This window comes from Stenotrophomonas sp. YJH_SMC_43, assembly GCF_059372535.1.
In genome coordinates this window covers 589,122-608,640 of the sequence record NZ_JCAFVQ010000002.1, presented here as the reverse complement: position 1 = coordinate 608,640, position 19,519 = coordinate 589,122, and the positions used below count along the sequence as shown (strand labels likewise).

Below are 19,519 nucleotides of genomic sequence, written 5' to 3'. Positions count from 1 at the left end.
GCGCGGAGCCGAGCACGGGCTCGGCTCTACAGAATGCCCGCGCGGCGCTACCGGGTCAGCCCCTTCGCCGCTCGATCAGGTTCAGCAGCGGCCCGGTCATCGCCGTGGTCACCAGCGCCATGATCACCAGCACTGCAAACAGGCGGTCGCCGAGCAGGCCCAGCTCGTAGCCCAGGTTGAGCACGATCAGCTCCATCAGGCCCCGGGTGTTCATCAGCGCGCCCAACCGCCACGCCTCGCGCGTGGGCATGCCCGCACTGCGTGCGGCACTGAAGGTGCCCAGCAGCTTGCCGGCCGTGGCTACCGCGATCACCACCGCGCACAGCACGATGTCGCTGGCCTGCAGCGCATCGGCGCGCATGCGCAGGCCGGTCATGGCGAAGAACAACGGCAGCAGCAGGGTCACCGCAAACGGCTCGACGCGGGCCATCAACAGGTTGCGCAGCTGCGCGTTGGACGACACCGCCACCCCCGCAGCGAATGCACCGAACAGCGCATGGATGCCGAGCATCTCGGTGATCAGGGCACTGCCCAGCGACAGCAGCAGGATGCCGAGCAGCCAGCGCCCTTCACGCCCCGGCACGATCTGCTGGCGGGCGAACCACGGCTTCACCAACCCCAGCATGAGCGCCACGAAGGCGACCACGCACAGCAGGTTGAGGCTGGCCGGCAGCCATCCGCTGGCCTGTGCAGCCGCCACGATCAGCGCCAGCAGGCACCATGCGGTGGCATCGCCCAATGCCGCGCAGGCGATGGCGGTGTGCCCCAGCGGCGTCTGCGTGATACCGCGGTCGGCAAGGATGCGCAGCAGCACGGGGAAGGCTGTGATGCTCATCGAAATACCAACGAAAAGTGCGAATGCAGTGAAGCCCACGCCCTGCGGGCCGTGCTGCGGATACAGCCAGATTGCGAGGGCGACGCCGAGCACGAACGGCACCGCGATGCCGGCATGACTGACCGTGAAGGCGAAACACCGGCGCCCGCGCAGTGCCGCCAGGTCCAGTTCGGCACCGGCCACCAGCAGGAACATCAGCACGCCCAGCTGGCTGAGCATGCCAAGCGGTCCCAACGAGCTGGCCGGGAACAACGCACCCTGCAACTGCGGCAGCAGGCTGCCGAGCACCAGCGGGCCCATCATCAGGCCGGCCGCCATCTCGCCGATCACCGCCGGCTGGCCCAGCCGCTTCAGCAGCGCACCGGCGCCCTTGGCCACCAGCAGCAGCACCAGCAGCTGCAGCAGGAACAGGCCCAGCGGTGACGCCAGATGCTGCGCCCAGCTGCCTTCGGCAGCAACCGTGGCACGCGCGACCACCTCGGGCGCCGCCGGCCCGGCATAGCGCGCCAGCAGCACGCCGGCCAGCAGCGGGACACCGGCCCAGGCCAGATAACGCCATCCCCATTTCGTGGGCCGCATGCCGCCGCTCGCCTGTACGTCCATGAACATTCCCCAATGCGCAGGGGGCGATCATACAAAAAGGGGACGGAGGGGATTAAGTCGTTTGTGCCACTAACGACTTAATCCCCTCCGTCCCCTTTTTGGGGCTTAGGCCAGCGCCTGCTCGTGCACGCCGGCGATCGCGCGGCCGGAAGGGTCGGCCGCCGCCGCAAAGCTGGCGTCCCAGGCAATGGCCGCCGGCGACGAACAGGCAATCGACTTGCCGCCCGGCACGGTCTCGGCGGCCGCGCGGCTCGGGAAGAACTGCTCGAACAGGTGGCGGTAGTAGTACGCCTCCTTGGTCTGCGGCGGGTTGTGCGGGAAGCGCTTGTCGGCGGCCGCCAGCACACGGTCGCTCACCTGCGCTTCGGCATGCGCCTTCAGCCCGTCGATCCAGCCGTAGCCGACGCCATCGCTGAACTGCTCCTTCTGGCGCCACAGGATGCTGTCCGGCAGGTAGCCATCGAACGCCTCGCGCAGCACCGCCTTCTCGATGCGACGGCCACCGAACCCGGCACCGACCATCTTGTGCGCGGCATCGAAGCGCATCGCCACGTCGAGGAACTCACGATCCAGGAACGGCACGCGCGGCTCCACGCCCCAGGCCATCATCGACTTGTTGGCACGCAGGCAATCGTAGTTGTGCAGGGCATCGAGCTTGCGCACCAGCTCGTCGTGGAATTCGCGCGCATCCGGTGCCTTGTGGAAGTACAGGTAGCCACCGAAGATCTCGTCACTGCCCTCGCCGGACAGCACCATCTTCACCCCCATCGCCTTGATCCGTCGTGCCAGCAGGAACATCGGCGTCGATGCACGGATGGTGGTGACGTCGTAGGTTTCGATGTGGCGGATCACTTCCGGCAGCGCATCGAGGCCTTCCTCGAACGTGTACTCGAAGCCGTGGTGCACGGTGCCGAGTGCCTCGGCGGCGATCGCGGCGGCGGCCAGATCAGGCGAGCCCTTCAAACCGATCGCGAACGAATGCAGCCGCGGCCACCAGGCTTCGGTCTGCCCACCATCCTCGATGCGGCGACGCGCGTAGCGTGCGGCAACTGCCGCCACCAGCGACGAATCCAGGCCACCGGACAGCAACACGCCGTACGGCACATCGCTCATCAGCTGGCGTTCCACCGCATGCTCGAACGCCTGGCGCAGTTCGGCCAGATCGGCCTGGCGGCCCTGCACGTCGGCATAGTCGCGCCACGGCTGCTGGTAGTAGCGCACCAGCTCACCACGGGCACTGTCGAAATAGTGGCCCGGCGGGAACTGCGCGACGTCGGCACAGGTATCGACCAGCGCCTTCATTTCCGAGGCCACGCGCAGGCGCCCCTGGGCATCGTGGCCCCAGTACAACGGCACCACGCCAACCGGATCCCGCGCCACCAGCACGCGTCCGGCAGCACGATCCCACAGGGCGAAGGCGAAGATGCCGTTGAGCTGCTCCAGCCACTGCGCCGGCGATCCGCCCTGGCGGTACAGCGCGTTGATCACTTCACAGTCCGAACCGGTCTGGAAGTCGTAGGCGGTAGTCAGTGCGGCCTTCAGTTGCTGGTGGTTGTAGATTTCGCCGTTGACCGCCAGCGCCAGCTGGCCATCGGCCGACAGCAGCGGCTGCGAACCACCGGCCGGGTCGACGATGGCCAACCGCTCGTGGACCAGCAGCGCGCCTTCGTCGAGGTACACGCCGCTCCAGTCCGGGCCACGGTGGCGCTGGCGCTGCGACAGTTCCAGCGCATGGCGGCGCAGGGCCGGAAGATCGTCACCGGCCTGCAGGCCGAAGATTCCGAAGATCGAACACATGGGGGAGCTCCTGTTGGGGAATTTCACGGGTGGGAAGGTGTTCGACCGGCCATCCAGGCCCGGGTGGGCGGCGCCCGGGCACAAAAAAACCCGCATCGGCTGATGCGGGTTTTCTGGTGTCCGGGCGTGTGTTGCTGTCTATCTACCCAGGGCGCAGTCCCGCATCGGCCGCGCACGATTATTCGCGCGCAGATTATTGCGGTTGTTGTTATTGACGGCGGTGGCCAGGCGGATCGACATGGCATCGACCCTACCCCTGTTTCCGGCGCGGCGCAACAGTTGCGTCGGCAACCACGCCTGAGGCGCATAATGGCGCGCCCTGAACCGGTGTAACAGGAATGCAACACTGCAATGGACGCATCGGGGCACTGGCCGCCCTGCTCTGCCTGGGCCTGGCGGCCTGCCAGACCCTGCCCCCGCCTTCGACGCTGCCGCAATCCCAGCGGCAGGCATTGGAACAACGCGGCACCGACGGCAGCTTCGAGGGTGCCTTCGATACCGCGCAAACCTTCGAGCGCTTCAACGATCCGCGCGCCATCGCCTACTACGAGCGTGCCGCAGCGGTCGCCCCCTGGACCTTCCACAACACCAAGGCGGAAGAAGCACTGGGCCGGATCTGGATCTCCGGCACGCTGCGCCATGCCGACAGCCCCCACATCAACCCGGCACCGGTGCTGCGCGCATCCTGGCGACGTGGCGAACGCGCCTATCTGGCGGCGGCCTACCACGGCAATCCCTATGCGTTCTACGAACTCGCCAAGGCCTATCGTCAGCGTGGCGACGCGCAACAGGCGCTGCGCTGGGACCTGCGCGAAATGATCTACAAGCGATACCCGAGTTCGTCGTCGCGACTGCCGGATGCGGTGGCCGCACAGGATGACACCGTGCATCCGCGGGTTGCGCAGATCCAGCGCCGTGCCGAGCGTGGCGATGCCGAAGCGCAGGTAGACCTGGGCGCGCTGCTGGAGGGGGGCATGGGACTGCCGCGCGATCCGGCGCGTGCGCTGCAGCTGTACCAGCGCGCTGGCGAGAAGGGCAATGTGTTCGGCCAGTACTTCGCCGGGCTGCTGCTGGGCCGCAGCGCGCCGGGGGTGGAGAAGGACACCGAGGCGGCGGCGCGCTGGTTTGCCAAGGCCGAGGCGCAGCGCTTCTACATGGCGGCGCCGAGTTACTGGAAGAAAGCGGTCGAGCCGCCGTTCTTCCTCTTTTCGGAATAGTGGAGCCGAGCCATGCTCGGCTGCTTCTGCCGGTAGACATCAGCCGAGCATGGCTCGGCTCTACAGAGATGTAGCTCCGGCGGGGGGCGTGCCGACCAACGGTCGGCACCCACCGTCGCAGGCTCACACCAGCAGCCGTTCCACCAGCCGCTGGTACAGCCCCGGCAACGCTTCCAGATCGTCCACGCGCACGTTCTCGTCCACCTGATGGATGCTGGCGTTCACCGGCCCCACTTCGATGCACTGCGCACCCAGCGGCGCGATGAAGCGGGCATCGGACGTGCCGCCGCCGGTGCTTTCTTCCGGGGCACGGCTGATGTGCTCGGCCAGCACTGCACGGGCGGTGGCGCGCAGCGTGCCTTCCGGGGTGTAGAACGGCTCACCGCTGCGGTGCCACTTCAGCGTGTACTGCAGGCCATGCCGGTCCAGCAGTGCGGTGATCTCCGCCTCCAGCTTCGGCGCATCCCAGTGCGGGTTGTAGCGGATGTTGAAATCCACTTCGAGCTCGCCGGGAATCACGTTGTTGGCACCGGTGCCGGCGTGGATGTTGGAGATCTGCAGGCTGGTCGGCGGAAAGCTCTCGTAGCCTTCGTCCCAGCGCCGTGCACTCAGTTCGGCCAGGGCCGGAGCCGCCTGGTGAATCGGGTTGCGTGCCTTTTCCGGATACGCCACGTGGCCCTGCACGCCCTGCACGCGCAGCTTGGCCGACAGGCTGCCACGACGCCCCACGCGCAGCAGGTCGCCCAGGATCGCGGTTGATGACGGCTCACCGGTGATGCACCAGTCGATGCGCTGGCCGCGTTCGGCGAACAACCGTGCGACGTGGCGCACGCCATCGATGGCGTCGCCCTCCTCGTCGCTGGTCAGCAGCACCGCCAGCGTACCGGGGTGATCGGGATGCGCGGCGACGAACTGCTCGGCGGCGACCACGAACGCGGCCACGCTGCCCTTCATGTCGGCGGCGCCACGGCCATACAGCACGCCATCGCGGATCTGCGGCGTGAACGGGTCGCTGGTCCAGGCCTCGCGCGGACCCGTCGGCACCACGTCGGTATGGCCCAGCAGTACCAGTACCGGCGCGCCCTGGCCGTGGGTCGCCCACAGGTTGTCGACCTCGCCCAGGCGCAGGTGATCGCACTGGAACCCGGCCTGCTTCAGGCGTGCCGCCAGCAGTGCCTGGCAGCCAGCATCATCCGGCGTCACCGAGGGTCGTGCGATCAGTTCGCAGGTCAGGTCGAGGACCGCGCTCATGCGTCACCCACGCCGAAGCGGGCCTTGAAGCCGTTGTCACTGAAACCCTGGCTGACCGTGCCGTCGGCGGTGACCACCAGCGGGCGCTTGATCAGCTGCGGGTACTCGCGCAGCAGCAGCTTCCATTCGGCCTCGGAATCGGCGGCCTTGCGGTTGTCCGGCAACTGCCGCCAGGTGGTGGACGACTTGTTCACCATCGCCGCCAGGCCACCCAGCTGCGCTGCCCACGCCAGCAGGGTTTCCGGACTGGGTTTGTTGTCGCGGTAGTCGACGAAGGTGTACGGCACGCCGAAGCGGTCCAGCCACTTGGTCGCCTTCTTGCAGGTATCGCAGTTCTTCAAACCGTAGACAGTGGTGCTCATGGCCATCTGTGATGCTGGAAAACAGAGGGCCAGAATCTCACAACAGGCGCTCGGACACGACCCGGAACGGCACCCGTGGCAGCAGGAAGGCCAGCCCCTCGGTCAGGTTCACACCCAGCGCCTGCAGGCGCGGGCACTGCAGCTCGCCTTCAAGCTGCAGCGGCTGCAGGCGGTCGATCTCGACCGGCAGCGCGATACGGGTGCTGGCCCAGCGACAGTCGCAGGTACGGGCGATGGCCTCGTCCTGGCAGGTGAGGAAACGCAGGAGGGCCTGATGGCCACCGAAAGCCGCCGTCCATGCCGCGTCCTCCCAGCCCGCAGCAGCCTGCCACTGCAGGTACAGCTCCGGCGCACTGCCCTGCCCGCCTTCGATCCGGGTATTCCCACGGCCATCAGTGCGCACCGCATGTTCGAAGCGGGTGGAAAGATGCGGCTGCATGGCATCGCTGAAGGCACGCGCGCCGGCGACGAAGGGCAGCTGGTCCATCACGTTGCGGTCGAACAGCACCACCGGTGTCCCGTCCGGAGCGTCGTCACGACGCAGGTACCAGCGCCAGTTGCTCTGCCTTGGAGACGGCATCAGGGAGCGCAGCGGTCCGGCCAACGCCGGCCCGAAGTGGCCGTGACGGTAGCTGAGGATGGTGTAAGGCGTACGTCCGGCATGGACCACGTAATGATGGCCCGGCGGTGGCGATGGTGCGTGGCGCACATCGACCCACCAGCTCACGTAGACCACATCGCGCACATCGCTGACCATCGCCGGCATCGGCCAGCGCCGCGACAGTGCGCGGCGCAGCCGGGTCCAGCGCGGGGCGTGCAGCAGGCGCGGCAGCATCCGCCCGAACAGGGTGTCGGACGGATGCCGGTAGATCGCGGACTGCGCCAGATCCTCCGGCGCAGCCACCTTCAGTCGGCCAGGCCGCGCAGCAGGTCGTTGACGCTCGTCTTGCTGCGGGTCTTGGCATCAACCTGCTTGACGATCACCGCGCAGTACAGCGAATGGGTACCGTCCTTGCTCGGCAGCGAGCCGGACACCACCACGCTGTACGGCGGGATGTAGCCGTAGGTGATTTCGCCGGTGGCACGGTTGTAGATGCGGGTGCTCTGGCTGAGGAACACGCCCATGCCGATCACGCTGTGGTGACCGACCACCACGCCTTCCACCACCTCCGAACGGGCACCGATGAAGCAGTGGTCCTCGATGATGGTCGGGCTGGCCTGCAGCGGCTCCAGCACGCCGCCGATGCCGGCGCCACCGGACAGGTGGCAGTGCTGGCCGATCTGCGCGCACGAACCGACGGTGGCCCAGGTGTCGACCATGGTGCCTTCGCCGACGTAGGCGCCGATGTTGGTGAAGCTCGGCATCAGCACCACGTCCTTGCCGAAGTAGGTACCGCGGCGGGCGATCGCGCCCGGCACCACGCGCACGCCGCCGCGGCGGAACTTCGCTTCGTCATAAGCGGCGAAGCGCGATTCGACCTTGTCCCAGAACGGCGCCGGGCGCGCATCGACCACCGCCATGTCGTTGACGCGGAAATACAGCAGCACGGCCTTCTTCAGCCACTCGTTGACCTTCCAGCCACCCTGGCCATCCGGCTCGGCGACGCGGAACTCACCGCTCTCCAGGCCGTCGATCACGCGGTTGACCAGCGGCTTGGTCGAGCCTTCCAGCTCGTGCAGGGTCAAGGTGGCACGGCGCTCGAAGGCACTCTCGATACCAAACTTCAGCTCTTCCACACCCGGTGCCGACGGCTTGCGCAGCGACTTGCGGGCGATGGTTTCGGCGCGGACGGCTTCGGCGCTCCTGGCCGGTGCCTTCTTCGCTGCAGCCGCTTTCTTCGCCGGGGCCTTCACCGCAGCGGCCTTCTTCGGCGCAGTGGTCTTCTTCGCGGCCGGTGCGGCGGCAGCAGGTTTCCGGGCCGCTGCGCTCTTGGGGGTCGCGGCGGTCTTCTTGGCGGGCTTGGTGGCCATCAGGCGGGGTCTCCGGCGTTTCGATCAGGGTCCAGGCAGGCCAGCATCGCGTCATGCAACTGCTGCCGGGCAGGTTCAGTCAGGGGGAGGTCGTGTTCGTCACTGATCACGAAGGTGTCTTCGGCGCGTTCGCCGAACGTGGCAATGCGCGCATCATGCACGCGCAGGCCCTGGTTGCGCAGCACGAACGCCACATCGGCCAGCAGGCCGGGGCGGTCGGGAGCGACCAGGGCGAAACGGGTTGCACCCGGCTCATCGCGGAATTCGATGCGCGGGGCAAAGCGGAAGTGCCGCAGCTGCCGTGGCACCACCCGGCGTGACGGCCGCAGGCGCGACAGGTCACCACTGAGTGCCTCGCGCAGCGCCGCTTCCAGATTGGCACTGCTGCCATCGGCGAAGGTATCGGCCGGGTTCACTTCGAAGGTATCGAAGATGGTATCGGCCGGGCCGTCCAGCACGCGTGCGCGGTGGATGCCGTAGCCCTTGCGGTCCAGCGTCATCACGATGGCGGCAAACAGGCCGTCGCGGTCCGGCGAATGCACGAATACTTCCAGCGCGGGGTCGTCGACGCTGATCCGGCGTACCTTCACCAGCGCCTGGCCCTGCTTCACCGGCACCAGCGCGGCGGCCTGCCAGGCCAGCTGCTCCGGGCGCAGGCGGATGAAGCCCTCATCCGGCATCACCGCGAACTGGCGGTCGATGGTGGCATCGTCGTAACCCCGCTCGCGCACCAGCGCGCGCACGCTGTCACGCGCCTCGGCCACGCGCTCGGCTGCCGGCACCGGGTGTTCCAGCCCCTCGCGCAGCGCGCGCCGGGTGGCGAAGTACAGGTCGGCCAGCAGGCGGTCCTTCCAGGCATTCCACAGCTTCGGGCTGGTGCCGGCGATGTCGGCGCAGGTCAGCAGGTACAGGTAGTCCAGGCGGTCGCGGCTGCCGACCAGGGTGGCGAAGCGATGGATCACCTCCGGGTCGGCGATGTCCTGCTTCTGCGCGGTCACCGACATGCGCAGGTGCTGTTCGACCAGCCACGCCACCAGTTCGGTGTCGGACGTGCTCAGCGCATGCGCCTGGCAGAACGCGCGCGCATCGACCGCGCCCAGCTCCGAATGGTCGCCGCCACGGCCCTTGGCGATGTCATGGAACAGGCCGGCCAGCAGCAGCAGCTCCGGCTTGCGCAGGCGTGGCCACACTTCATGCGCGATCGAGAAGCGCTCGTCGGCACGGCTGCTGGCGAACAGGCCGATGTTGCGCAGGACCATCAGCGTGTGCTGGTCGACGGTGTAGACATGGAACAGGTCGAACTGCATGCGCCCACTGACCTGGGCGAAGGCGGGAATCCACTGGCCAAGCACGCCCAGCCGTGCCATGCGCGAGAGCGTATCGACCGGGCGCTGGCCGCGCAGCAACGCCAGGAACTGCTCGCGCGCATCGGCGTCGGCCTGGTCGTAGGCCGGCAACAGCGGCAGCGCTTCAGCCAGCGCCCGCGCGGTCAGCGAATGCAGGCCGCGCACCTGCGGATTGTTGGCCCAGCTGGCAAACAGTGCGAACACCTGGCCGATATCGCCGCGCGGCCAGTCGGCTTCGTTGGCCGCCAGGTAGCCACGGCGCAGGGAAAAGCCCACGGTCAACGGCTCCGGCTGCGCCTCGCCGTCGAACTGCTCCTCGAAGCGCTGCAGCAGGCGGTCGCTGATCCGGCGCACCACCAGCGCGGCGCGGTAGAAGCCCTGCATCATCTTCTCGACACCGAGATTCTCGGCATCGTCTTCAAAGCCCAGGCGTGCAGCCAGGGTCTTCTGGTAATCGAAGCGCAACCGCTCTTCGGGGCGTCGCGCCACCAGGTGCAGGCCGAAACGCAGCCGCGCCAGCACCGCACGTTCGCGCTTCAGTGCTGCCGCTTCGTCGGCGCCCAGATGGCCGAGCCCGACCAGCGCCTCCAGGTCACGCACGCCGAAGGCACGCAGTGCCATCCAGCCCAGCGTGTTGAGATCGCGCAGGCCACCGGGGCCATCCTTCAGGTCCGGCTCCAGGTTGTCGGCGGTGTCGCCAAAACGCTGGTGGCGGTTGCGCAGCTCTTCCAGCTTGGCCAGGAAAAACGCGCGTGCCGGCCACAGTTCCCGATCGTCGATGGCCTCGCGCAGCGCGCGGCGTGCCGCATCATCGGCCAGGATCGGGCGCGCCTCGATCAGTGCAGTCAGCACGGTCTGGTCCGCCGCCGCCTCACGGCACTGCGGCGCCGAACGCACCGCATGGCTGACTGCGAGCCCGCAGTCCCACAGCAGTGCGAACAGGCGTGCCAGTGCGGATTCATGCGCCAACTGTGCCGGCGGATCACCGAACACCAGCAGGTCGATGTCCGATCGCGGGAACAGTTCACCGCGGCCATAGCCACCCACCGCGAACAACGACAGCCCGCTATCGGCGGCCAGGCAACGCTGCCACGCCAGGCGGATCAGATGGTCGGCGGCGCGCGCGCGCAGCGCCAGCAGGCGCTCGATGTTGTCGCCCTGGTCGAAGCGGCGGTACAGGCGCGCGTCGGCCTGCTGCAGCGCCTGGCGCGCGGCAGCAGCCCAGTCCGGGTCGTTGAGCGACGCGGCCGGCGTGTCCAGCAGCGAACTCGCCGGCAGCATCCTCAGGAGACCTGCGACTCGCCCGGCGACAGGGTCAGCACGTCCACGCCGGTCTCGGTGACCGCGATCATGTGCTCCCACTGTGCCGACAGCTTGCGGTCCTTGGTCACCACGGTCCAGCCATCCGGCAGCACCTTGTTGTAGCGGGTGCCCTCGTTGATCATCGGCTCGATGGTGAAGGTCATGCCCGGCTGCAGCACCAGGCCCTGGCCCGGGCGGCCGTAATGCACCACCTGCGGCTCATCGTGGTAGACCTTGCCGATGCCGTGGCCGCAGTACTCGCGCACCACGCTGAAACGCTCGCCTTCGGCATAGCTCTGGATGGCATGGCCGATGTCGCCCAGCGTGGCACCCGGGCGTACCGCGCGGATGCCGCGCCACATGGCTTCGTAGGTGGTTTCCACCAGGCGGCGGGCCATCACCGACGGCGTGCCGACGAAGTACATGCGGCTGGTGTCGCCGTGCCAGCCATCCTTGATGACGGTGACGTCGATGTTGATGATGTCGCCATCCTTGAGCACCTTCCCTTCGCTGGGGATGCCATGGCAGATGACGTTGTTGACCGAGGTGCACACGGTCTTCGGGAAGCCGCGGTAGCCGACGTTGGCCGGAATGGCGCCCTGCACGTTCACGATGTGGTCGTGGCAGATGCGGTCCAGTTCCTCGGTGGTGACACCGGGCTTGACGTGGGGGGTGACGATGTCGAGCACTTCGCTGGCCAGGCGGCCAGCGATTCGCATCATCTCGATTTCCTGCGGGGTTTTCAGATTCACGCTCATGGCCGCCATTATCGCCGATCCGGCCACAATCTGAACGAACGCCACCCAACTGGCGATCCGGGCCATGCACGGTTCCGGCAAGGAAAGTGAAAGCGTGACCCCCACCACCCTTTCGCCTCCTCATTTATCACGGAATACAGACACTTACGCCACCTAAGCTGGGGTCACCGTCGCCGAAGCGGTGCCGAACGTGCCGCCTTCGCCTTGTTCAACGGACCTTCGGGTCAGGGAGGTTGTCCATGCGATCCGCGCTTCGTTCCCCGCTTGCCTGGGCTTTGACCGGGGTTCTGCTGTCCAGCCCGGCCCTGGCCGCAGACACCACCACCTTCAATGTCACCCTGGTGGTCACCAAGGCCTGCACCATCACCGCCGCGGCGGCCACCAACGTCGACTTCGGCACCGCCGCCTCGACCACGGCGACCCCCACCCTGGGCCAGGGCACGGTCACCGCCCAGTGCTCGGCACTGACCCCGTACACGATTTCACTGAATGCAGGTGCCAACGCCAGCACCGCCAATGACGTCACCACCCGCCGGATGAAGAACACCAACGCCGCGGTGACCGCCAACAACTACGTCGGCTACCAGCTCTACCAGGACGCCGCACACACCCTGGTCTGGGGTGCCACCTCCGGCACCAACACCCAGGCTGGCATCGGCACCGGGCTGGCCGTGCCCTACATCGTCTACGGCCAGATCCTGAACCTCAGTACGAACAACCCGGCGACCGGCAACTACCTGGATACGGTTACCGCCACGATCACCTATTGATGGAGCACGCCCGCATGGCCCGACCCCGCCCGTGGCGCGCCACCGGCGTGGCGCTGCTCGTCCTGAGCCTGGTACTCGCCGCCCCGGTCGAAGCCACCAGCCTGCAGGTCGCCCCGACCAGCCTGCAGCTGGAAGCGCGCCAGCGCGCCGGCGAGCTTTGGCTGACCAACAGCGGCACCTCGCCGGTGAAGCTGCAGGTGCGGGTGTTCCGCTGGGTGCAGCAGGACGGGCAGGAACAACTGTTGCCCACCGATGGGCTGGTGGTCACCCCGCCGATGCAGGAACTGGCTGCCGGACAGCAGCAGCTGGTCCGGGTGATGCGTCCGGACAGGACGCCACCGCCTGCACAGCAGCATTACCGATTGATCGTCGACGAGGTGCCCGATCTGGCCACCCGTGCCGAAGGGATGCAGTTCGTGCTGCGCTATTCGATACCGGTGTTCGTGCAGCCCGCCGCCGGCAAGCTCGCGCCGCAGCTGCAGGCCCGCCTGGTGCAGTTGCCCGATGGCCGCAACGGCGTCGAGGTGGCCAACGCGGGCAACAGCTATGCGCAGATCGCCGATCTCGCGCTGGGTAGTGCCACGCGCCCGCGCATCGTGCATCCCGGACTGCTGGGATACGTGCTGCCCGGGCAGGTGATGCGCTGGCCGATCGAGCGCACGGCGATCGACCGCGACAACGACCAGATCACGGCCAAGCTCAATGGCGAGTCGGAACAGACGCCGCTGTCGCCTCCATCGGCTCGCTGAGGCGTTGATGGGTGCGCTGCTTGCTGCCTTGGCTCCTGCGGCGATCCAAGCCGCCGATGTGTCCGGTGCAGCGGCCACCACCGCCGCCGATGTATCAGGCATCTCCGCCGATGCGATCCTGCCACCGCCCACACCATTGACCGCCAACCAGACGCTGTACCTGGACGTGGCGCTCAACAGCACCCCACGCGGCCTGATGCCTTTCATCGAGAACCGTGGCCGCCTGCAGGCCAGCCCCGACGTGCTGCGCCAGCTCGGCTTCAACGCCAACGGCGATGCACCGGTGTACCTGGACCAGATCAGCGGCGCGGTGGTGCGCTATGACGCACGCCTGCAGACCCTGGCGCTGGACGTGCCGCTGGACCAGCTGACCCTGCCGACTACCGTGCTCAGCCGCCCGCAGACGCGCGCCCCTGCAGGCAGTGCCTCACCCGGACTGCTGCTCAACTATGACGTGTATGGCAGCCGGGTGGATACGCTCGGCAACCTCAGCCTGAGCTCGGAACTGCGCCTGTTCGGCGTCGGCAACGGCACCTTCGAAAACACCGCGGTCAGCCGACGCTACCAGCAGCCCGGCGATCGTCGCTGGCGCGGTGAGAGCGTGCGCCTGGATACGCGCTGGAGCCTGGATTTCCCCGACAAGGCGATGACGCTGGAGGTCGGCGATTTCTACAGCGGCTTCGTCGACTGGACCCGCCCGGTGCGCCTGGGCGGCCTGCAGATCGGCCGCAACTACGGCCTGCAGCCGTATCGCGTGCTCACTCCCACGCCCAGCTTCCTCGGCCAGGCCGTGGTGCCCTCCACCGTCGAGCTGTATGTCGACGGCCTGCGCCAGTACAGCGGCCAGGTCCCGGTCGGCCCGTTCCAGCTGGCCGCGCAGCCAGGCATCAGCGGCACCGGCAACGCACAGGTCGTGGTCACCGACGCATTCGGCCGCATGCAGACACTGGATTTCAGTTTCTATGGCACCCAGCAACTGCTGGCCAAGGGACTGTCCGACTGGTCGGTCGGCGTCGGCCACCTGCGCCAGGACTTCGGCCAGCGCTCCTTCGCCTACGACGATCGCACCGTGGCCAGTGCCAGCTGGCGCGGCGGCATCAGCGATACCTTCACCGGTGAAGCGCATGCCGAGGGCGGAGGTGGCCTGGCCCAGGCCGGCATCGGCGGCTGGTGGCTGCTGGGCGGCGCCGGCGTGTTCAATGCGGCCTACGCGCACAGCAACCATCACGGCCTGCAGGGCGGGCAGTGGGCACTGGGTTACAGCTGGAACAACCGCCGTCTCAACGTCAACCTGCGCAGCGTGCGCAGCCACGGCGACTACCGTGACCTCGGCGCGCTGCAGGGCAACCTGCCGCCGAGCATCAGCGAACAGGCCACGGTCGGGCTGGATCTGCTGCGGCTGGGCACGCTCAGCGCCAGCTACCTGCGCCTGCGCTACCCCGATGGCGAAGACAACCGCTATGCCAGCCTGTTCTGGTCGCGCACCTGGAGCCAGCGCTGGTCGGCCTACCTGTCGGTGAACCAGAACCTGGACCAGAGTGATGACCGCAGCATCTATCTGTCGGTGACCGCCAGCCTGGGCAACAACCGCCAGGCCAGCCTGTCCAGCCAGCGCAACGGCGACAGCCAGACCTGGGTGGCCGACGTCACCCAGCCGGTGCCCGGTGATGGGAGTGCAGGCGGCATCGGCTGGCGCGCGCAGGTGCGCCACGGCGAGGACGGCAACGGCGGCCTGGCCGAAGTCGGCATCCTCAATGACATCGGCCGCTACTCGTTCGGCGCCTCGCGCCAGGGCGGGCTCAACTATGCCTACGGCAGCGCCAGTGGCAGCCTGGTCTGGATGAGCGGGCACGCGTTCGCCACCCGCGAGGTCTCGGACGCGTTCGCGGTGATCAGCACCAACGGCGTCGGCGGCGTGCCGGTGCGTCTGGAGAACCGCCTGATCGGCGTCACCGATGATCGTGGCCTGTTGCTGGTCAGCCCGCTGCTTTCCTGGCAGCGCAACCGGGTCTCGATCGACACCCTGGACCTGCCCGAGGAGATGCGTGCCGACCGCATCGAGGACTGGGTGACGCCGCGCCAGCGCGCCGGTACCCACGTGACATTCCAGTTGCGCTCACGTCCCTCTCTGAGCCTGACGCTTCAGAGCATGGACGGGCAGCCACTGGAAGTGGGCAGCGAAGTGCAGCTGCCCGATGGACGCCAGGCCACGGTGGGCTATGACGGCCTGCTGTACCTGGAAGACATCGCTGCCGGCAGCGTGCTGTACATCACCACCAGCCGCGGCCAGTGCCGGGTGAAGGTACCCGACCAGCCCAAGGTGGTGGCGTCTGGCGCCCGGCCGAAGCCGGCACCGCTGCAGTGCATTCCGGAGGTCGCGCCGTGAGAGTGCTGCTGCTCGGCGTGCTGCTGGTCGCCGGCCTGCTCGCGGCACTGCCGGCCCGGGCGACAGCGGTCTGCACGGCAATCGCGAACCCGACCCTGCCATTCGGCAACATCAACAGCAACGCTCCCGGCCCTGCGGCGGCAACGCTGAACATCACGGTGACCTGCACCACCGCCGCACTGAGCCTGCTGGCCACCACCGGCGTCCGCGTCTGCGTGGGTATCGGCGCCGGCAGTGGCGGCGGCAGCAGCTCCACCTTCCGTACGATGTCCACCTCCACCAGCGACACCATGAACTTCCAGTTGTACAACACCGCCAGCTACAGCCAGGCCACGGGCCTGGTGCCGCGCGGCACGCCACCCGCGCAGGAGCTGACCATGAGCTACAGCGTGCCGCTGCTGACCGGCGGCAGCGGTGCGCAGTCCGTGCAGCTGTTCGCGCAGATCCCTGCCAACCAGATCCTCGCTTCGGGTGCCTACAGCAGCACCTTCAGCGGCGCCAACGTGGTGCTTACCTGGGCCTGGAACGAAGTCCTGCTCGGCACCGCCACCGTGCCGGCCACCTGCAACGGCGGCGCGACCGGCACCAACAGCGCCAGTGGGGCATTCAGCTTCACCGCCACTGCCAACGTGCTGCCGCAATGCGGCAGCTACGTCACCACCAGCATGGACTTCGGCAACGTCACCGGCAGCATTCCCGCCAACATCGACCGGACCGCCACGCTCACGCTGACCTGCCTGAAGAACACTGCCTACCAGATCAGCCTCAACAATGGCCAGAACAACCCCGGCGCCTCCACCACCCGGCGCATGGCCACCACCATTGGCAGCGGCACCTACTACCTCCCCTATGAGCTGTACCGCGATGCCGCGCGCAGCCTGCGCTGGGGTAGTACCCTCAACGTCGATACCGTTGGTGGCACCGGAAGTGGCAGCGCGCAGCAGCTGACCATCTATGGCCGGGTGCCGCCGGTCACCGGCCAGCCCGCGGCCGGTACCTACAACGATCTGGTGCAGGTGACGATCACCTATTGAGTCCCCTGTGGAGCCGAGCCCATGCTCGGCTTCATTTTCTGACATCCGGCAAGCCGAGCATGGGCTAGGCTCTACAGTTCCGGCGCATCCTGCCGATACCGCGCAACGGGTCCTACAGCACGGTGGATGGCAGGTGGTTCGCGCACTTCTGATCGGGGCGATGCTGGTCGCCAGTACGCCCGCGTGGGCCGATCCCGGCAGCACACCCCTGCAGATCCGGCTGACCGTGGTCGAGGGCTGCAGCGGTGATGCCGGCAACACCCGATGCGCGGCACCGCACAAGCGCAGCGACGCGCCCGAGCTTCCGCAACAGATCCGCGATCTCGCGCCGCCGGCCGACAGCGACGACGCGGCGCCCGCCGTGACCGTCATCTACTGATGCGTACCCTGCTGAGCCTGCCGGTACTGCTGCTGGCGCTGCCCGCGTCGGCGCTGGACCTGGTGCCGACCACCCTGCAGCTGCCAGCCGAAGGGGGACACAGCGAGCTGTGGCTGTACAACCCCGGTCCCGGCCGCTGGCAGGGCGAGGTTCGGATCCTGGCCTGGGAACAGCAGGCCGACGCGGAAAAGCTGCGGCCCAGCGACCAGATCCTGGCCAGCCCTGCCCGGCTCGACCTCCCGCCCGGCACCCGCCAACGCATCTGGCTGCTGCCCCGGGACAGGTCGCCCATTGCCGTCGAGCAGGCCTACCGGGTGCTTCTGGCTCCCACTGAACCGGACCTGCCACGGTACTCACTGCCCTTGTTCAGGGGACACGCCGTGCCCCTGGCGTGGCCGGAGCTGCATGCCGGGATCGAACCCGGTACGTCACATCCCTTTCTGCGATTGAGCAACGCAGGTACCGTACACGCCCGCCTGCACGATCTTGCGTTCGTCGCCGACGATGGCCGCCGCACCCTGCTGCTGCCGGGACTGGCCGGCTACCTGCTGGCGGGCCGGGAGCGTCGCTGGGCCCTCCCCGCCCATGCCAACGGCTATGCCCGTGGCCATTTCCAGGCCCGGCTGCAGGACGGCCACGTGGTCGATCTGACCGTGCCGGACCCGGCAATTGCAGCGAGCGCACCGAGCGGGCTATAATCGACCGGATTCCTGCCGCCTGCGTGCGCGGGAGACCGTCCACACCGGACGTCACCGGTGAATCCACACCTGCTGCCCCCATCCGTGCCGGGGTGCTCCGCAAGGAGTTCGGCCACGGAGGCAACAGGGAAGCCCAACCCCGGAACCGATCGCGCTTCCACGCGTCCCGCATACCTATCCCCGCGGGCGGAATCGCTGGTTCCATATCAGGAGTATTGCAATGCCCCAGGTCACCATGCGTCAGATGCTGGAAGCCGGCGTCCACTTCGGCCACCAGACCCGCTACTGGAACCCGAAGATGGCTCCGTACATCTTCGGCGCCCGCGGCAAGATCCACATCATCAACCTGGAAAAGACCGTCCCGCTGTTCAACGACGCGATGAACTTCATCTCGTCGGTTGCCCAGAAGCGCGGCACCGTCCTGTTCCTGGGCACCAAGCGCAGCGCCCGCGAAACCATCAAGGAAGAAGCCGAGCGTTGCGGCATGCCGTTCATGAACCAGCGTTGGCTGGGCGGCACCCTGACCAACTTCCGTACCGTCAAGCAGTCGGTTGCCCGCCTGAAGGAACTGGAAGCCGGCGAAACCGACGGCACCTTCGAGAAGCTGGTCAAGCACGAAGTGCTGGGCCTGCGTCGCGAGCGCGACAAGCTGGAAGCCTCGCTGGGCGGCATCAAGGACATGAACCGTCTGCCGGACGCCATCTTCGTGATCGACATCGGCCACGAAGACATCGCGATCAAGGAAGCCAAGAAGCTGGGCATCCCGGTCATCGCCGTGGTCGACACCAACTACAACCCGGAACTGGTGGACTACGCCATCCCGGGCAACGACGACGCCATCCGCGCTGTGCAGCTGTACGCCCGCGCCGCTGCCGACGCCGTGCTGGAAGGCAAGGCTGCTGCTCCGCACGCTGCTTCGGTGCGTGAGGAAGAGTTCGCTGAAGCCGCTGCTGAAGGCGAAGAGAAGCCGGCCCGCCGCGCTCCGGCCAAGAAGGCTGCCAAGAAGGGCGACGACGCCCAGGCCTGATCCAGGCCCCGGGGTGGACGCCCGGCATCCACCCTCCCTGCACGCAGCCTTTGGCGCGTGACAGGACCGTGTCACACGGGCCGGCCACCATGCCGGCCCAACCCCTTTCTTTCGTGAGGTAATCCCGTGGAAATCACTGCTTCCCTGGTCAAGGAACTGCGCGAGCGCACCGGCGCCGGCATGATGGAATGCAAGAAGGCTCTCACCGAAGCCAACGGCGACATCGACGCTGCTGCTGAAGCCATGCGCAAGTCCGGCGCCGCCAAGGCCGACAAGAAGGCTGACCGCGTGGCCGCCGAAGGCCGCCTGGGCCTGGCCCAGGATGGCGGCAAGGCCGTGCTGGTCGAAGTCAACTCGGAAACCGACTTCGTCGCCAACGATGACAACTTCAAGTCCTTCGTCAATGCCGTCGCCGCTGCCGCCCTGGCATCGGGCGCCACCGACGTCGAAGCCGTGAAGGCTGCCAAGCTGGCCGATGGCCGCACCGTTGAAGAAGCCCGCGCCACCGCCGTGCAGACCCTGGGTGAGAACATCCAGATCCGCCGCATGGTCAAGGTCGACACCACCGGCAACATCGGTGCCTACGTCCACACCAACGGCAAGGTTGGCGTACTGGTCGACCTGATCGGCGGCGACGTCGAGCTGGCCCGTGGTCTGGCGATGCACGTGGCTGCCCTGAAGCCGCCGCACAACAAGGCTTCGGACGTTCCGGCCGACTTCGTCGAAAAGGAAAAGGAAATCGAGCTGGCCAAGATGTCCGAAAAGGACAAGGCCAAGCCGGCCGAGATCCTGGAAAAGATCATCAGCGGCAAGATCAACAAGATCGTCAGCGACGTGACCCTGTACGGCCAGACCTACGTGCTGGGCGACACCACCGTCGAGCAGGTGGTCAAGGCCGCTGGCGCCGACGTGGCTGGCTTCAAGCTGCTGATCGTCGGCGAAGGCATCGAGAAGGTCGTGGAAGACTACGCCGCTGAAGTTGCCAAGGCGATGCAGGTCTGATTCCAGCCTTCCGGCTGCGAAGCGACCAGAAG

The 19,519-nt window shown here is 67.5% G+C and carries 17 protein-coding genes; 9 read left to right on the top strand and 8 right to left on the bottom strand.

What is annotated here, in order from left to right:
- Positions 1-55 precede the first annotated feature (55 nt).
- Positions 56-1,444, bottom strand: coding sequence for a cation:proton antiporter domain-containing protein (locus AC5QAH_RS09095; protein ID WP_049482856.1), 1,389 nt, complete (start codon positions 1,442-1,444; stop codon positions 56-58).
- A 99-nt stretch (positions 1,445-1,543) separates the two neighbouring features.
- The gene (asnB, locus tag AC5QAH_RS09090; protein ID WP_010486284.1) at positions 1,544-3,235 is read right to left on the bottom strand and encodes an asparagine synthase B; all 1,692 of its coding nucleotides are present in this window, start codon (positions 3,233-3,235) and stop codon (positions 1,544-1,546) included.
- Positions 3,236-3,573: 338 nt separating this feature from the next.
- On the opposite strand from asnB, the gene AC5QAH_RS09085 reads away from it, so the two are divergent.
- Positions 3,574-4,452, top strand: coding sequence for a tetratricopeptide repeat protein (locus AC5QAH_RS09085; RefSeq protein WP_049411535.1), 879 nt, complete (start codon positions 3,574-3,576; stop codon positions 4,450-4,452).
- Positions 4,453-4,575: 123 nt separating this feature from the next.
- On the opposite strand, the gene dapE is transcribed toward AC5QAH_RS09085, so the two are convergent.
- From dapE to map, 6 genes are read right to left on the bottom strand one after another with little or no spacing between them, the layout of a single operon-like run.
- Positions 4,576-5,703 carry a succinyl-diaminopimelate desuccinylase gene (dapE, locus tag AC5QAH_RS09080; protein WP_049411538.1) on the bottom strand — a complete coding sequence of 376 codons (1,128 nt, stop codon included), beginning with the start codon at positions 5,701-5,703 and terminating at the stop codon, positions 4,576-4,578.
- Positions 5,700-6,071 carry an arsenate reductase gene (locus AC5QAH_RS09075; RefSeq protein ID WP_012510522.1) on the bottom strand — a complete coding sequence of 124 codons (372 nt, stop codon included), beginning with the start codon at positions 6,069-6,071 and terminating at the stop codon, positions 5,700-5,702. Before AC5QAH_RS09075 ends, dapE begins: the two co-directional genes overlap by 4 nt.
- 31 nt (positions 6,072-6,102) lie before the next feature.
- A complete protein-coding gene (locus AC5QAH_RS09070; protein WP_019336949.1) occupies positions 6,103-6,969 on the bottom strand; it encodes a hypothetical protein in 867 nt (288 codons plus the stop codon).
- Between the two features lie 2 nt (positions 6,970-6,971).
- Positions 6,972-8,036, bottom strand: a complete 1,065-nt coding sequence (gene dapD, locus AC5QAH_RS09065; protein WP_495232270.1) for a 2,3,4,5-tetrahydropyridine-2,6-dicarboxylate N-succinyltransferase — start codon at positions 8,034-8,036, stop codon at positions 6,972-6,974.
- Positions 8,036-10,645, bottom strand: coding sequence for a [protein-PII] uridylyltransferase (locus tag AC5QAH_RS09060; RefSeq protein ID WP_461288682.1), 2,610 nt, complete (start codon positions 10,643-10,645; stop codon positions 8,036-8,038). Before AC5QAH_RS09060 ends, dapD begins: the two co-directional genes overlap by 1 nt.
- Positions 10,646-10,665: 20 nt before the next feature.
- Positions 10,666-11,508, bottom strand: coding sequence for a type I methionyl aminopeptidase (map, locus tag AC5QAH_RS09055; protein ID WP_019336946.1), 843 nt, complete (start codon positions 11,506-11,508; stop codon positions 10,666-10,668).
- A gap of 173 nt (positions 11,509-11,681) precedes the next feature.
- Between map and AC5QAH_RS09050 the strand changes: the two genes are divergently transcribed.
- The 8 genes from AC5QAH_RS09050 to tsf all read left to right on the top strand — a co-directional run bounded on the left by AC5QAH_RS09050 (position 11,682) and on the right by tsf (position 19,487).
- Entirely contained in the window at positions 11,682-12,212 is a 531-nt protein-coding gene (locus AC5QAH_RS09050) for a Csu type fimbrial protein (RefSeq protein WP_010486309.1), read from the top strand.
- The gene (locus AC5QAH_RS09045) at positions 12,212-12,961 is read left to right on the top strand and encodes a fimbrial biogenesis chaperone (protein WP_019336945.1); all 750 of its coding nucleotides are present in this window, start codon (positions 12,212-12,214) and stop codon (positions 12,959-12,961) included. The genes AC5QAH_RS09050 and AC5QAH_RS09045 overlap by 1 nt, the downstream gene beginning before the upstream one ends.
- A gap of 7 nt (positions 12,962-12,968) precedes the next feature.
- Positions 12,969-15,347 carry a fimbria/pilus outer membrane usher protein gene (locus tag AC5QAH_RS09040; RefSeq protein WP_049455676.1) on the top strand — a complete coding sequence of 793 codons (2,379 nt, stop codon included), beginning with the start codon at positions 12,969-12,971 and terminating at the stop codon, positions 15,345-15,347.
- Positions 15,344-16,381 carry a Csu type fimbrial protein gene (locus AC5QAH_RS09035; protein WP_049482840.1) on the top strand — a complete coding sequence of 346 codons (1,038 nt, stop codon included), beginning with the start codon at positions 15,344-15,346 and terminating at the stop codon, positions 16,379-16,381. Before AC5QAH_RS09040 ends, AC5QAH_RS09035 begins: the two co-directional genes overlap by 4 nt.
- Positions 16,382-16,514: 133 nt before the next feature.
- A complete protein-coding gene (locus AC5QAH_RS09030) occupies positions 16,515-16,760 on the top strand; it encodes a hypothetical protein (protein WP_392421799.1) in 246 nt (81 codons plus the stop codon).
- A complete protein-coding gene (locus AC5QAH_RS09025; RefSeq protein WP_313311796.1) occupies positions 16,760-17,458 on the top strand; it encodes a fimbrial biogenesis chaperone in 699 nt (232 codons plus the stop codon). Before AC5QAH_RS09030 ends, AC5QAH_RS09025 begins: the two co-directional genes overlap by 1 nt.
- 220 nt (positions 17,459-17,678) lie before the next feature.
- Positions 17,679-18,485: a 30S ribosomal protein S2 gene (gene rpsB, locus AC5QAH_RS09020; protein WP_005408748.1), complete on the top strand. Its 807-nt coding sequence runs from the start codon at positions 17,679-17,681 to the stop codon at positions 18,483-18,485.
- A 126-nt stretch (positions 18,486-18,611) separates the two neighbouring features.
- Complete coding sequence (tsf, locus tag AC5QAH_RS09015) at positions 18,612-19,487, top strand: translation elongation factor Ts (RefSeq protein ID WP_010486320.1); 876 nt, start codon at positions 18,612-18,614, stop codon at positions 19,485-19,487.
- The last annotated feature ends 32 nt before the right edge of the window (positions 19,488-19,519 follow it).

What these genes read in the sequence shown, in the direction of transcription:
- AC5QAH_RS09095 (WP_049482856.1), bottom strand. Translation starts at nt 1,444, where the DNA reads ATGTTCATGGACGTACAGGCGAGCGGCGGCATGCGGCCCACGAAATGG.
- asnB (WP_010486284.1), bottom strand. Translation starts at nt 3,235, where the DNA reads ATGTGTTCGATCTTCGGAATCTTCGGCCTGCAGGCCGGTGACGATCTT.
- AC5QAH_RS09085 (WP_049411535.1), top strand. Translation starts at nt 3,574, where the DNA reads ATGCAACACTGCAATGGACGCATCGGGGCACTGGCCGCCCTGCTCTGC.
- dapE (WP_049411538.1), bottom strand. Translation starts at nt 5,703, where the DNA reads ATGAGCGCGGTCCTCGACCTGACCTGCGAACTGATCGCACGACCCTCG.
- AC5QAH_RS09075 (WP_012510522.1), bottom strand. Translation starts at nt 6,071, where the DNA reads ATGGCCATGAGCACCACTGTCTACGGTTTGAAGAACTGCGATACCTGC.
- dapD (WP_495232270.1), bottom strand. Translation starts at nt 8,036, where the DNA reads ATGGCCACCAAGCCCGCCAAGAAGACCGCCGCGACCCCCAAGAGCGCA.
- map (WP_019336946.1), bottom strand. Translation starts at nt 11,508, where the DNA reads ATGGCCCGGATCGCCAGTTGGGTGGCGTTCGTTCAGATTGTGGCCGGA.
- AC5QAH_RS09050 (WP_010486309.1), top strand. Translation starts at nt 11,682, where the DNA reads ATGCGATCCGCGCTTCGTTCCCCGCTTGCCTGGGCTTTGACCGGGGTT.
- AC5QAH_RS09045 (WP_019336945.1), top strand. Translation starts at nt 12,212, where the DNA reads ATGGAGCACGCCCGCATGGCCCGACCCCGCCCGTGGCGCGCCACCGGC.
- AC5QAH_RS09040 (WP_049455676.1), top strand. Translation starts at nt 12,969, where the DNA reads ATGGGTGCGCTGCTTGCTGCCTTGGCTCCTGCGGCGATCCAAGCCGCC.
- AC5QAH_RS09025 (WP_313311796.1), top strand. Translation starts at nt 16,760, where the DNA reads ATGCGTACCCTGCTGAGCCTGCCGGTACTGCTGCTGGCGCTGCCCGCG.
- rpsB (WP_005408748.1), top strand. Translation starts at nt 17,679, where the DNA reads ATGCCCCAGGTCACCATGCGTCAGATGCTGGAAGCCGGCGTCCACTTC.